9 protein-coding genes and 1 pseudogene are annotated in these 14,181 nt (G+C 37.2%); 3 read left to right on the top strand and 7 right to left on the bottom strand.

Annotated elements, in window-relative coordinates:
* The first annotated feature begins 45 nt into the window (after positions 1-45).
* Positions 46-273, top strand: a complete 228-nt coding sequence (locus JEU79_RS14675; protein WP_198264702.1) for a hypothetical protein — start codon at positions 46-48, stop codon at positions 271-273.
* Between the two features lie 341 nt (positions 274-614).
* On the opposite strand, the gene JEU79_RS14670 is transcribed toward JEU79_RS14675, so the two are convergent.
* Positions 615-1,643, bottom strand: coding sequence for a transposase (locus JEU79_RS14670; protein ID WP_198264701.1), 1,029 nt, complete (start codon positions 1,641-1,643; stop codon positions 615-617).
* Positions 1,644-1,944: 301 nt separating this feature from the next.
* Here JEU79_RS14670 and JEU79_RS14665 point away from each other — a divergent pair, with 301 nt between their 5' ends.
* Entirely contained in the window at positions 1,945-2,754 is an 810-nt protein-coding gene (locus JEU79_RS14665; RefSeq protein WP_198264700.1) for a hypothetical protein, read from the top strand.
* 888 nt (positions 2,755-3,642) lie between these two features.
* On the opposite strand, the pseudogene JEU79_RS14660 reads toward JEU79_RS14665, so the two are convergent.
* From JEU79_RS14660 to JEU79_RS14645, 5 genes and pseudogenes are all read right to left on the bottom strand, one after another.
* Positions 3,643-4,799: pseudogene (locus JEU79_RS14660) on the bottom strand (IS3 family transposase).
* A gap of 31 nt (positions 4,800-4,830) precedes the next feature.
* Positions 4,831-4,965: a hypothetical protein gene (locus JEU79_RS27500; protein WP_281400919.1), complete on the bottom strand. Its 135-nt coding sequence runs from the start codon at positions 4,963-4,965 to the stop codon at positions 4,831-4,833.
* Positions 4,962-5,891, bottom strand: coding sequence for a phosphate/phosphite/phosphonate ABC transporter substrate-binding protein (gene phnD, locus JEU79_RS14655; protein ID WP_198264699.1), 930 nt, complete (start codon positions 5,889-5,891; stop codon positions 4,962-4,964). The genes JEU79_RS27500 and phnD overlap by 4 nt, the downstream gene beginning before the upstream one ends.
* Positions 5,892-5,971: 80 nt before the next feature.
* Positions 5,972-8,746, bottom strand: a complete 2,775-nt coding sequence (locus JEU79_RS14650) for a DAHL domain-containing protein (RefSeq protein WP_198264698.1) — start codon at positions 8,744-8,746, stop codon at positions 5,972-5,974.
* Positions 8,743-9,789 (bottom strand): cytochrome-c peroxidase, encoded by a 1,047-nt coding sequence (locus JEU79_RS14645; RefSeq protein WP_198264697.1) that lies wholly within the window; start codon positions 9,787-9,789, stop codon positions 8,743-8,745. Before JEU79_RS14645 ends, JEU79_RS14650 begins: the two co-directional genes overlap by 4 nt.
* 404 nt (positions 9,790-10,193) lie before the next feature.
* On the opposite strand from JEU79_RS14645, the gene JEU79_RS14640 reads away from it, so the two are divergent.
* Positions 10,194-11,189: an IS30 family transposase gene (locus JEU79_RS14640; RefSeq protein ID WP_198263143.1), complete on the top strand. Its 996-nt coding sequence runs from the start codon at positions 10,194-10,196 to the stop codon at positions 11,187-11,189.
* Here the strand turns inward: JEU79_RS14640 and JEU79_RS14635 are convergent.
* Entirely contained in the window at positions 11,180-13,978 is a 2,799-nt protein-coding gene (locus JEU79_RS14635) for a hybrid sensor histidine kinase/response regulator (protein WP_198264696.1), read from the bottom strand. The two genes, JEU79_RS14640 and JEU79_RS14635, sit on opposite strands and share 10 nt — an antisense overlap.
* Between the last annotated feature and the right edge of the window lie 203 nt (positions 13,979-14,181).

Raw genomic sequence — 14,181 nt, 5'->3', positions numbered from 1 at the left:
AAATACACAAAATTGCGCTGGCATATCATTCAGCTGTTTAAATGGGTGCTTCATGAAAAGGTTGATAATATTGTTTCTGCATCAAACAAAGCCGATAAGTATGCAAGTAAAATAATTAAGTCTTTGAATTCAAATAATAAATCATACGTTTCTGTTTTCGAGAAATGCCATGAAATTATTGATATGGTTGGGTTTCCTTCTGATTATGAGCTTAAAAGAGCTAAGTTCTCTCAAGAATTAAAAGAAGCTGCAAAGGTATATATCAACCGGTAGCTAAATCAGGTAGCCAAGAGTCTTTATCAAGAGTCTTTATTGCCACCCACCTAATAAAAGCAATATCAAAGCTAAATTGTAAAAAATTTCTTCTCGAAATATGAATTTAAAAAATTGAATATTTTTCAGTGGGGTAAGTCTTTATTGCCACCCACCTAATAAAAAGCAATATCAAAGCTAAATTGTAAAAAATTTCTTCTCGAAATATGAATTTAAAAAAATTGAATATTTTTCAGTGGAGTGGGTAGTAAAAGTAGCTAATTGAATGAGTTGCTCTGCATGACGAACAAGGGAGGCCTGCACTGTTCTGCTAAGGTGTGTGCTTTGGTAGGCTGTTATGTTTAAGTCGTGATGGGGGCGGCAGAATTGATTTTAAATAATTTCCTACACAAATTAATACCGCGCACCCAATGCCGTTTTTGTTTCAGACATAAGGATTTTAATTGTTCTTCCGGGCCAACAAAGGAATGAAAGCCCTTTGAAAAACCATCGACTGTTTCTAGCCAAGTATCTTCATTGAGTTGTAATTTTTGTAATATAGCGGGAGTGCCCGATTTGATATAGCCTCGTTTATCATCCCTCTTTATTCGTCCCGTCCATTCTGCAAGTTCCAGATAGTCATTAAGATCAAAGGCAATACCCTTGTATTTGAGTGAGCTACCGATAAAGGGGGCGAGCTTAATAGTGGCTGTGCTTTGTTGCGTTATTTTTTTGCTAATGCTTTTTGTCTTTTTAATTGAGTCGATACGCTGTTTTACTGAGGTGTAATCAGAGTCTTCTAATGTTTGGCTGATATCCGCTCTAATGGGATTTAAATCAACATAGACCATGCAGCTAAGAATGGCTTGCTCATCAAGCAATGCCTGGCTCTTAAAACGTCCTTCCCAAAAACGACCTGTACATTTATCTTCAGCATTGGCTCTGCGAGCAATGTGTTCATTGAGGCAACGCATGAACCAACTGATATCCATTAACCGGTCTCTGAAGACGGCAATGGTTTCTTGTGCCCTATTTTGCTCAGCCTTAGAATGACATTTACCATTAAGGTAGCGGTCTACCAATACTGGAATTGAACAAAGTTGTTGCCAGTGTTGTATTACGGTTTCATCTGACCAACTTTGGGCAAGTGAGGCGTTGATTTTCAATACTGTGTGCAGGTGATTGGACATAATAGCGTAGGCGCAGACGTCAATGGCAAAGGTTTTTGATAGTAAGGCCAGTCGTTCAATGAACCATTGTTTACGGTAACTGTAATCTTTGTTGGTGACGCTATCGATACCACATAAGAACGTTCTGCGGACACAGCGAGAGATGCAATGATAGTAAGGGGTATCTGAAAGGCTAATTTGTTGGCTTCTTGGTGTGGGCATTTGATTAACTCCATTTAATCGGGATGACGGCTACAATGGAGAGTATAGAATATATCTGTACGACATTCAAACATTACTGTCACAATAGTATTTGTTTCAGCTTATTATTTGTATTACACTGGGTTTAGATCATGGGTGGCCAAGACGGTCTTCTAGAATAATGATAATATTCTAGCTAATGAGGGACTATTTGGGTCACCCCATACTACCTTCATATAAACTGTTATTTTAGCTGTTTGCTAATAAAAACCATAGAATTCCTCTTATCAGCCACGATAAAGTGGAATAAATTGAGAATCTAATGAAAATATTAATATTTACTATAATGGCAATGCTAATACCTTTAAATTCATATTCTATTAGTAGTGATGAAAGAGGTGTATTAATTGAAGGGACAAAAAAATTCAAAGAGCTGATTGTGACCTACAAAGGTTATGTAAATAAATGTGGCTCTGATGTCGATATGCACTTTAGTGATATGCGTGGATATTGTAGTAAAGCGAGAAAGCTAGAAAAAGAGATGGGTTTGATTATTAGTAAATTTGATAAAATAGATAATTATTCTGATAAATTAAATGAAATAAGCACCGATTTGTCGTCGGATGCTTCTAATAATCTTTCTTCAGCCATGACTCTTGCCAAGGAGCTCCAAGAGCACTTAACTATAATTAAAGGTTCCACTCAGGTAAATGCATTTAAATGTGTTGATGCAAAAGGAGGTATTAGTTACCAAGACAGTCCTTGCAAAGGTTCTAAAATTGAAAAAATGTATGGTGTGAATAGCTCAAATATTAAATCTAACGAAGTTAAAAAAGATAGATCCACTGAAAAGTATGCAAATATATGGTATGTGCAGTTTCTTACCATGAGCAATAAAGAGAAAAATAAAAACCTTTCCAGTATATTAAAGGCCAGTGGTACGCCTTGTTCAGCAACTGTTAATTTCTTACAAGGAACAGATTCTGAGAATGCAGTGTACTATAATGTTGCATGTTCCAATGGACGAGCATACGTTATACATCTAGCTGACAAATTAAAAGCCAAAGCAAAAATTGTGGATTGTGATGTAATGTTAGCTATGGGAGTTCCTTGTTTTGAGAAATTAAAATAATATGAAATTCTCTTAATCTTTAAGGGAAAACCTGCTTGCTCGTTTTCTAATCTTACCCCTAAATTTTTCCATTTTTAGCATGAGTACAATGATTTTATGGGCTGTTGTACCGTTTTATAGGAGAAATAATTTTCTAATAATCGTTATTTTGAGTTACCACCATTAGTTCTTAAAATTACATAACCTGCTAGTCAGGGACGACAGCACTAGTTCATAGTCCTAATAGTGAACGTCAGCTTAGAGCATTAATCGACAGCAATTCTCGCTGAGATGAACAATTGAGTTGTAGTGGTGCTTACCAAGCAGAAATAAAAAAACTTTTCGCAGTAACTTTAGCAAAATTAAAAAAATCGAATAAAAAGCTTGCATTTTGAGAAACAAGAGATCAAACTCTTGTTTTTCAATTGGTTGAATGACTTCATGTTAAAAAATATTTCCCTTTTATATGCTTGGTACTGTGAATTTTGGCCTCTTTAAGTCAGCAAAAAAAACATTTAAGTTTTTCTGCCCTGAAACAGGCCATCTCACTGCACTTTCATGCAATCAAAGATAGCCGAGTACAAGGAAAGTGTGATTACAGTCAACATGATGTGCTTATTGATGTGTCAACACTTTTCCGGACAGTTTTCTAAATATTTTTTTGGCTGTTTCAAGTGATTTTTGTCATTTTGTATTTCCTATCATTTTAGTTTCTCATGTTAACTTTAAACAGATGAAGAGAAAGGGCTTTGCCCTCTGGAACGATAGAGCCGTTCCATTCACCCAAGGTATTTTCACAACGGTAATGATCCTGTTACAATATCTTCACGGCACAGGCTGAGGAGCCGATGGCCGTCAACGGTAATGGGCGGCATTTATGTCGCCTTTACCCCTCTTCAATCAATCGATTTAAGCTATTTCCTGCTGTATTTCATAATCGACTGGTGACAAATAATCATTAGCCGAATGAAGTCGCTCCCGATTATAAAATACCTCAATATATTCAAATATTGCCTGCTTTGCTTCTACTCTGGTTTTGAATCGACAATGGTGCGTCAATTCAGTTTTCAAACTATGAAAGAAGCTCTCTGATACAGCATTGTCCCAGCAATTTCCTTTGCGGCTCATAGACTGAATTATGTTATGATCCGACAATATTTTTCTATGACTATCAGAGGCATATTGGCTACCTCGGTCAGTATGCCAAAGCAATCCATCCATTGGTTTACGCTTCCATATGGCCATCAGTAAAGCATCATTGACTAGCTTGGCTTTCATTCGCTCATCCATCGACCAGCCAACAATTTGCCTAGAGAATAAGTCAATGACAACCGCTAAATATAACCAGCCTTCCTTGGTGGCAATATAGGTAATATCACCCACATAGTAGCGATCAGGTTGAGAGACAGTAAACTCTCTTTCCAGTAAATTTGGAGATATACGCTTATTATGCTTGGAATTAGTCGTCGCTTTAAAGCGTCTCTTCGTTTTACAAAACAAACCGGCTTTTTCATTAATCGACCAATTCTCCGGCGGCTTATATGAACGCCTTTTTCAGCCAGTTTTCTTTTAAGACGACGGGTTCCATAAGTCTTGCGACTGTCTTCAAACAGTTTTTTAGCTGCTCAGTAAGCGCTTCATTTTCTTTCTCTCTATCCGTTTTAGGAGAGCTAACCCAATCATAATAGCAACTACGGAAACATCCATAAAACGGCACAGAATCGTTACCGGGTAATCTTTAGCCTGATCAGTTATCCATGCGTACTTCACAAAGTTTCCCTTGCAAAGTACGCTGTGGCCTTTTAATAAATCACGCTCCTGAATCACTTTTGCCAATTCTTTTTCAGACGTTTTACTTCATCATAAATGTGTTCATCACTTCTATTGGCTACCGTCTTCACCGGTTTGGAATATTTACTGATCCAGGTATGTAGAGTATTTACATTAACACCTAGCTCCCTGGCAGTCTGAGAAACGGGTTGATCCGTCTCATTAGCTAATTTGACAGCTGATTCTTTAAATTCTGATGTATAGCTTTTATTCGGTTTTTTTGTTTGATCATTCATTTTAGGTCACACTTTTTATCTTTTAGTTATTTTAAGTTGTGTGTCCGGTTAAGTATAGCCACATTAGTAGTTCATATTCCTGGTATTGGGTGAGGAAAAAATTGCCCAGACTACTGAGTGAGACAGTAATGAAAATTAATAAAAAAATACGTTGGGTAAGTCTCATTGTTTTTCTTCCGATACCGCTGTTTCTGGCTCAGGCAAAAAACCGAGCTTAATCGACCATTGACGTAATTCAGCATAATCACCATCTTTACTATCGGTAAAACCTTTGGGCATTTCAGTGCGTTCCCAATGATACATGGTGGCACTATCAGCACCTATTGGATCGAAATCCAATAAGGCTTGCTTCACTTTTTCTCGAACTTCTGACGGCACATCTTTATTAGCCGCTATACCACTAGAAGGATAATAACGTGAGCTATGAATGATTTTTACTTTGCCCTCATCTTGTAATTTTTTCGCTAATTGATCTTGCATTCCACAGATATCTACTTTTTTGGAAACTACCGCTTCGGCACAATTTTGATGTGAGCCGGTATACTGATAATTGTTTAATGCTTGCAAATTTATATTATGGTCATTGAGCATAATGCGAGGAATAAGATGTCCCTGAGTTGAATCCATACTGCCAAAAGCCAGTTTACGACCAATAAAATCACTAATGCTACTAATATCACTATCGGGAGCGACAACAAAAACGGATTGATATTCTGCTTTACCTTGTGGGTTGAGCCCTCGTACTAGGGTGATAGCGTTAAAGCGAGTTTGGGCATAAAGGAAACTGGTTGCACCGATGGAAGCAAATTGAGTATGATTTAAGCCTAACTCATCTGCAGCGGTACTGCCTCTGGGGGTAAAATGCAATTTAAACTGGTAGCCAGTAGCTTGTTTAAGATAGTCTAAAAAGGGTAGGTATTGTGCTGTATCTTCTTGTGGACTAGCACGTAAATCAAAGCCAAATTTATAAATTCCTGTAACAGCAGGGAATGATTGTTTTTGGATTTTTTGTAATTCAACATCACTTAAGCGTTGATTGTCATCGACATTCTGCACTTGAATGTTATCCGATGAATCACAGCCCAAAAGCAAACTTGATATTAGTATGATGACAAAAAATGGTCGCTTCAACGACATGTTAAGTAGTCCTTATGTTATTGATTAAAATATTGTTATGAATCAAGCGTTTTTCGAATAGACTTTGCCAGTTCGATCTTTCGATAGGGCTTATTGAGGAGATTATTCTGAAAACGAATTTGCCCACTGTCAGCAATTGCTTTTGAAGTAAAACCTGATGAGAGTAAAACCTTTAGCTTACTATGAACATGAGTTGCCTTTTCTGCTAATTCATAGCCATTCATTTCTCCAGGCATAATAATGTCACTAAACAGCAGGTCAATATTGGGCTGTGTCGAGAGAACATCCATTGCTTGAGAGGCATTTTCTGCTAAGTAGGTGCTATAACCCAATTCTTTTAGATATTTGTCCGCGAGGTGTAATAGGTCATTTTCATCATCAACAATTAATATACATTCCTTGCCACCGAGTATTTCTTTTCCTTCTATACTGGAGCTATCACTGTTATGTATTTGCGATGAAGATTCTTCATTACTACAGGGTAAATAGAGGTGCACAATTGTACCAACATTTACTTCTGATTCTATATTAATAAAACCACCAGAACGTTTAACAAAACCATAGACAATAGACATACCCAAGCCTGTGCCCTTGTCTTTTTCTTTGGTGGTAAAAAAAGGTTCAAATATGCGTTCTCTTGATTCTTGATTCATGCCATGACCCGTGTCACTGACACTTATTTGTACATAATTACCTGAATGTGCTTCGGGATTGATTTTATTACTTTCTTCGCCAAGAGATTGATTAGATGTTTGAATTAATAATTTACCCCCCTTGGGCATGGCATCACGGGCATTGATGATAATATTTAAGATAGCATCCTGCAATTCACCTGAGTTCACTTCTGTAAACCATTGGTCTTGATTTAAAGCATAGTTTACTTCCACTTGAGGCGTTATTGAGCCGCTAATAACTGTCTTCATCTCGCTTAAAGTGTCGTTCAGTTTTAGTCTTGTTTTGGCCTGTGTTTGTTTGCGTGAAAAAGACAATAATTGACGGGTTAAATCAATACAACGAATAGTTGCACGTGTGGCAGTGTTAATCCATTGTTTGGTTTTTTTCGAGTCGGTTTCGTTTAAACAATCGGTGTTTTCAAGATATTCATCAAGAAAATCCAGATAGCCGATGATCACACCCAATTGATTATTAAAGTCATGGGCAATACCACCGGATAGTTGACCGATAGCATCCATTTTTTGTGAGCGGCGTAAGGCTTCTTCTGTTTGAAGACGATCGCTGATATCCTGCTTAATGGCGATAAAATGACTGATGTTACCCTTCATGTCATAGACGGGGGAGATGGTTTGTTCTTCAGTGTATTGATTACCATTTTTTTTGCGGTTAATGAGTTCACCATGCCATATTTGGCCTGATAAAACGGTGTCCCACATGTTTTTATAAAATTTGTCTGTCTGTTTGTCTGATTTCAGTATGCTTGGTTTTTGTCCTATCACTTCATCCCGGTCATAGCCGGTTAAATGACTAAAGGCATCATTAACCCATTGAATTTTACCATTCTGATCGGTAATGACGATGCCATTGGCGGCCATTTTGAGTGCTGCGGATTGCAACCGTAGTTGTTCTTCCGCTTTTTTTATTTCGCTAATATCTGTGCGAATAGCAACATATTGATAGGGCACACCATTATCATCCATATAGGGAACGATAGTCGTATCTACCCAGAAGAATTGACCATTTTTATTTCGATTTTTGATTTTTCCATGCCAGACTTCACCAGAAGAAATTACATCCCACATGGCTTGGTAAAAAGAATCGGGATGATAACCAGACTTAGAAACTCGATGGTTTTTACCAATCAGTTCTTCGGCGCTTTGTTGACTTATCTGACAAAATTTATCATTAACATAGGTAATGATTCCATCTTTATCACTGATACTGACAATGGCATGTTGATCCAAGGCGAACTTTTGATAATTTAGATCTTTAACTGTGTGACGTAAAGTGCTGGTTGTCTGATTGAGACGAAATAAGATAAGCCCGATATAAGCCAATAAAAACAATGAAAAGGCATATAAAAGTAAGCGATAGTTGTCAGCGGTCTGAGCTATTTGATTGTATTGACGGGTATAGACTTGCAATAAGTTATCTATGCCGATTGAAGTAGGTACATTGAGTAATTCATAGAGTAATTTATTCAGTTGCTTTTTGTTATCTAGGACAATATGAATATGGGTGTTGAACAGAAAAAAGGTATCCTGAATGTTGCTTGAATAATGACTGAATTGTTTGTCAAGCGCCTGGCTTGATGTAGTTATTTTTTCGTATAATAGTACATCACTCGTCATGTTGTAGATCATGATGTCACGTAATAAAGTATTCACCGCTTGTCTTAAATTGTTATCTGCCGTTTGATAACTTAATTGAGATGTTAGTTCAATTGTTGCTGTAGGAAGATAGCGTAATGAATTATTCAATATGGCATTGCTGGACTTAAATGATTCGATGGCTTGTTTTTTTATTAATAAGGCTTGTTTAACAACTTCACTGTCCTCTATTATTATTTTCGTGGTGTTTTTATTAGCCTTTTTAAAGTTTGCATTGATTTTTTGATAAAGGGTTTCAAGATCTTTCAGCCTGGATACAACGGGATCATAATAAGGCAGCAGACCCAAACGTACTTCTAAAATAGACTGATTTAATGACGCATCAATATGTTTGAATTGACTGATTTTACTGATAATTTTATTATGTTGTTCAATGTCGGCTGATTGCGTTTTAAAATAGAGAAAGGACATCACTATTAATGCACAAGCGCCTAACAACATATATTTTATACGAAATTGACTCATTTTAATTTTTCCTGAGCTTGCAATCTCATTGTTGCACCCAGAGCTTGTCCTTTGTATTCACCCGGTAGTGTTTTTAAAAAGGCAATAATATAATCAATATCTTGTGTTGATATAGTTCGTCCTAGTTGATGCTTTGCCATGATTTTAATTGCATCACTCAGATTGTCGACCGAACCATCGTGAAAGTAGGGCGCTGTCAGTACGCTGAGTCGTAGGCTGGGCACACGAAACACATGGCGGTCAGATGCTTTTCCCGTGATATTATAGCGTCCGAGATCAGCCCGTGTATTGTTGCCCTTTTTGACAAAATAGTCACCAAATACACCAAATTTCATAAATAGATTACCACCAATATTACTGCCTTGATGGCAGGCGACACAGCCATAATCTTTAAATAAACGATAACCTTCCTTAGCATCCGAGCTAATAGCACTAGCATCACCCAAAAGATAACGATCAAAAGGAGAATTGATGGTGAGCAAGCTTTGTTCAAAAATAGCAATGGCGTTGCGGATATTATCTGCTGTAATACCATCAGAATAAAGCTTGTTAAAATTCGTTTTATAATTATTATCTTGATTGAGCTTGCTTATAATTAATGGCCAATTGGAGGCAAACTCTTTTTTGCTATCGACGACAAAGTTTATTTGATCTTCAAGATTTTGAGCACGACCATCCCAAAACTGTTGATGATTCAAGCTGCTATTAAAAACCGTAGGTGTGTTAACATCTAATTGCTGACTATTGCGACCGGGTGTGAGTGCTTGATGATCGGCACCATTGTCTCCCAGAGCATGGCAGGTAATACAGGCCATTGTATTATCGAAACTTAAACGGGAGTCAACAAACAAGGCTTCACCTAATGCTATTTTGTCTTTGTCAAGTCCCTCAGCTGCATGTATCGGTTGGATGGGCTCATGTTGTAAGGCCTGATTTAAAGCGGTTTTACTTTCGATGGCTTGTACGGGGGAATTAATTAAGCAGATCAGAGTGATGCTTATTGTGCTTAATATTTCCATTGTTAATATTTTAAATTTTATCATGTACCAATAAATCCATTAATCTTATTGTTTTTTATCGAGGATAAGTCGAATGCGATGCGCTAATTCTGCTTTACGATAAGGCTTAGCTAAAAGTTGCTTGGAAAATTTTAATAAACCCTGTTGTACAATGGTTTTTGAGGTAAAGCCAGAGCTTAATAAAACTTAGATTCAACTCATAAGTGCAACACTATTTGGTTGTATTTGTGATATTTGCTGGTTTATCGCTGGCTCATGAAATTCCCGGGGTGGCCGAGCGTAGCGATGGCCACCCCGGGAATTTCATGAGCCAGCGACGCGCCTGACGGCGCTACTAAAAAAATCATAAGTACAGCAATGATTTGCTCGAAAAAATGGCCAATTGCTTGTAAAATCGGCCATTTTCTCCTGCAAGAGTAAAGTGACTTATGAGAACTTACAAGCAATTGACACAAGAACAAAGATACTACATTTCGACTGAGATTAAAAATGGCATTTCCCAGTCTAAAATTGCTCAGGCGATTGAGGTGAGTAAATCTACTATATGCCGTGAAATTAAACGCAACGCTGGTTTACGTGGCTATCGATTTAAGCAAGCTCAAGAAAAAGCCGTTAAGCGTCGCTACAATGCTTCTAAAGCAATTAAAATGACGGATGACATGATTGCCCTTATTGATGAAAAGCTTTCACAGCACCAGTGGAGTCCTGAACAGATATCAGGTTGGTTACTGAATGACAAAATGCTACTTCTTAGCCATGAACGTATTTATCAACACATATGGGATGATAAGAAGCAAGGTGGTGATTTACATCAGTATTTAAGGCGTCAGGGAAAGAAATACCAAAAGCGTGGTAGTAACGGTAAAAGCAGTCGAGGACAAATAATTAATCGAATTTCCATTGATGACCGTCCTAAGATTGTTGATGATAAACGTCGTGTTGGTGACTGGGAAATTGATACAGTGATCGGTAAAGGACACAGTGGTGCTCTGGTCACGATTGTAGAAAGAAAAACGCTTTACACATTAGTAGCAAGAGTGAATGGCAAACAGGCTGATTGGGTGACACAAGCAACAATACAATTGCTTAAACCCTTTAAAGACAGGCTTCATAGTATTACCGCAGACAATGGTAAAGAGTTTGCTTATCATGAGCAGGTAAGCAAAGCTCTTGATACAGCATTTTATTTTGCCCACCCTTATTCTTCATGGGAGCGAGGGTTAAATGAAAATACTAATGGACTGATTAGACAATATTTTCCTAAAGATACAGACTTTAAAGAAGTGACTGATAAAGAGGTTTACAACATGATGGAAAAACTTAATAATAGACCTAGAAAGGCACTCGGCTTTCAAACACCATTCCAGGCAATGAAAAAATCATTTGCAAGAACTGGAATTTCCTGCGTTGCACTTCAGAGTTGAATCCGCGAAACTTTTAATTCAGTGTTATCAGTTGTTGCCTGTTGGGCTAACTCGTAGCCATTCATTCCACCAGGCATGACTACATCACTGAAAAGTAAATCAATATTGTTATTTTTAGATAAAATATCTAATGCTTGCTGAGCATTTTTAGCTAAATAAGTAGTATAGCCTAAATCCTGCAAATATTTATTAGCCAACTCTAAGAGACTGGTTTCATCATCGACAATTAAAATGCTTTCATTGCCATGAGGGAGTTCTGTATCCTGAATTAAACTATTATTAGCAAGTGTTTTATTATCAGTGGAGCGAGGGAAATAAAGATCTATTGTAGTGCCGATATCCTGCTCAGAGTAAACTTTTATAAAGCCATCATAGCGCTGCATAAAACCATAAACCATTGCCATGCCGAGACCAGTGCCTTTGTCCTTTGATTTGGTGCTAAAGAAAGGTTCAAAAATATGCTCCAGTGTTTCTTTGTCCATACCCGTGCCAGTATCACTGATACTTAATTGAATATAGTCACCTGTTTTTGCTTCAGGGTTAAGGGCAACAAAATCGGCATCTAAAAAAGTGTTTTTTGTTTCTATGAGTAATTGACCACCATTTAGCATAGCATCTCTTGCATTGATGATGAGGTTGAGAATAGCATCATGGAATTCACCTGAATCAATTTCTGTTAAGCATAAATCAGGCGCTAGATGATATTGTACTTGCACTTCAGGGGTGACGGAACGGGTGATCATGGTTTCTAATTCGCTAAAAGAGTCATTGAGGCTTACGATGCTTTTTTCCATCACCTGACGACGGGAAAATGCCAGTAATTGACGGGTGAGATCCATGCAACGCAGGGTCGCTCGGGTAGCAGTTTTAACCCATTGCTGAGCATCTTTTTGAGCGTGAGTATAATCATCAAGAAAGTCTAGATAACCAATAATAACACCTAGTTGATTATTAAAGTCATGGGCAATACCACCGGATAATTGCCCGATAGCTTCCATTTTTTGTGAACGTCTAAGGCTTTCTTCTGTTTGTATACGTTTGCTAATATCGAGAAAGGTGACCACAGCGCCGGTGATTTTTGTGCCGCGCTTGATGGGATATGACCAATATTCTACAGGAAAGCTACTACCATCAGCCCGCCAAAAGTGTTCGTTGTCTAAGTTAACGCTAATGCCTGTTTCTATGACCTGGTATATGGGGCATTGATCCGCTGGATAATCGCTGCCATCAATACGGGTATGATGGTTTAATAAATGCATATCCTTGCCCAGTAAATGATGCTCTTTTTTATAGCCTAACATGCGTAAACAAGCAGGATTAGCGAAAGTGCATAAACCATTTGTATCCAAGCCATAAATAGCCTCAGCGGTGGATTCAAGTAAATCTCTGATTTGTTGTTCTTGTTCATGTAATGCCGCTTCTGATTTTAAATGCTCCATCTCCCAGGCAGCTCTTGCGGCAAATATTTTCAAAATAATGCTGATTTGCTCGGTGTTTTCCATGGGCTTGCTATCGAGAATACTAATCAGACCTATGGGCTTATTATAGCTATCGACCAATGGTACGCCAACATAGCTTTGGGCATTCATTTCAATGATCATTTCATCATCGGGGAATAATTGTTGGAGATTTTCGGGGAAAGCCTGGATACTGGGACAAATACTTTTTATAACGTGTTCACAGGGTGTTTTATTCAAATTATAGCGAATGTTATCGACTATTTTACCATGAACACTCACCACGAGAGTTTCAACAAGTTCATTGTCGTCCTTGTTGAGCAGGCCGATAAAAATATACTTGGATGTAAAAATATTAGCTAAATGGTGTATTAAGGAATAAAAAAAAGCTTCGCCAGTTTGTTCTGATATGCCTTCTGCAATATTCAGTACCATTTCTTCAGTATTTTTTTGTTCAGAAATATTTTCTATGCTGGATAAAATTAATTGTTCACCATTTTTATCTAAAATAATTCCCTGTATTCGAACTGGGATTAAACGACCATCTTTGTGCAAAAATTCTTTATCATAAGGGCCATAATGCTCGGTATCGATAAACTGCTTAAATTGCTGTTGTTCTATGGTTCCACGGCTTTTAGGATTGATGTCGTGATAATTTATTTGTAGTGTTTCAATGATAGTGCGACCAAGAATTTTAGCTAAGGCCGGATTTATATCAACCAGTTCACCATCCATTTTACTTAGAGCCAGGCCAATAGGTGTATTTTCGAAGAGCATGCGATTGTAATGCTCGCTGGTTTTCAACTCATTCTGCAAAGGATTCAATAATGTACGCTTTAAAATGATCCAGAGAAATGACAGTATAAATATTATAAATACAAGTGCGATTGTAATTAAGTAAATGAGTAAGTGATTTAGATTTTGGTGAACGGGAGTGGTATCCCAAACCAGTTTAATATTAATGTTTTCATGCTTATTGAGTGGAAACTTATGGAAAATATCAATTGAATAGGCTGATGTTATTTCATGGTTCTGAAATGCAAGGTTTTCCCCTTTATTATCTATGAGTAATATTTCTATTAATTCAGGGTGATTCTTAGCCCATTGGCGAGCCTGTTCTTTTACCTTGAATAATTGCTTGTTTTGTATGGCCGGTGCTATAAGCTGAGTTAAGGATTTTATTTCATTAGTGGCATGTTCTTTTGATTCATCGAGTTGTTTATTACGTTCAAAATAATAAAATGTAGCGCTTCCAAGCGCAGAAAAAAGGGCAAGGGATAAAAAAATAAGAAATACTGTGTAGCGTTCATATTTATCAAAAATATTACTCATAAAATATGCCTTATTCTGACTAATATTATTTTGTTTAGTATTATGTCCAAAAAAGAACATAAATTACTGAAATCCATTTGTTCTCCCTAATTGATAATTTTTTTAACAGTCAATATTCAGTATAGCTAAAATAAATAGATTTGCATGAGAATAGGGTGTTTAATCTAATCAGTTTCAGATTGGATAAACAAATAAAAAACCAA

The organism is sulfur-oxidizing endosymbiont of Gigantopelta aegis, from assembly GCF_016097415.1.
GTDB lineage: Bacteria > Pseudomonadota > Gammaproteobacteria > GRL18 > GRL18 > GRL18.
The sequence above is the reverse complement of the archived record's forward strand: the minus strand, read 5'-3'. Positions and strand labels throughout refer to the sequence as shown.

Coding starts and splice junctions, on each gene's coding strand:
- JEU79_RS14670 (WP_198264701.1), bottom strand. CDS start 1,643: ATGCCCACACCAAGAAGCCAACAAATTAGCCTTTCAGATACCCCTTAC.
- JEU79_RS14665 (WP_198264700.1), top strand. CDS start 1,945: ATGAAAATATTAATATTTACTATAATGGCAATGCTAATACCTTTAAAT.
- JEU79_RS27500 (WP_281400919.1), bottom strand. CDS start 4,965: ATGAGACTTACCCAACGTATTTTTTTATTAATTTTCATTACTGTCTCA.
- JEU79_RS14650 (WP_198264698.1), bottom strand. CDS start 8,746: ATGAGTCAATTTCGTATAAAATATATGTTGTTAGGCGCTTGTGCATTA.
- JEU79_RS14645 (WP_198264697.1), bottom strand. CDS start 9,789: ATGATAAAATTTAAAATATTAACAATGGAAATATTAAGCACAATAAGC.
- JEU79_RS14640 (WP_198263143.1), top strand. CDS start 10,194: ATGAGAACTTACAAGCAATTGACACAAGAACAAAGATACTACATTTCG.
- JEU79_RS14635 (WP_198264696.1), bottom strand. CDS start 13,978: ATGAGTAATATTTTTGATAAATATGAACGCTACACAGTATTTCTTATT.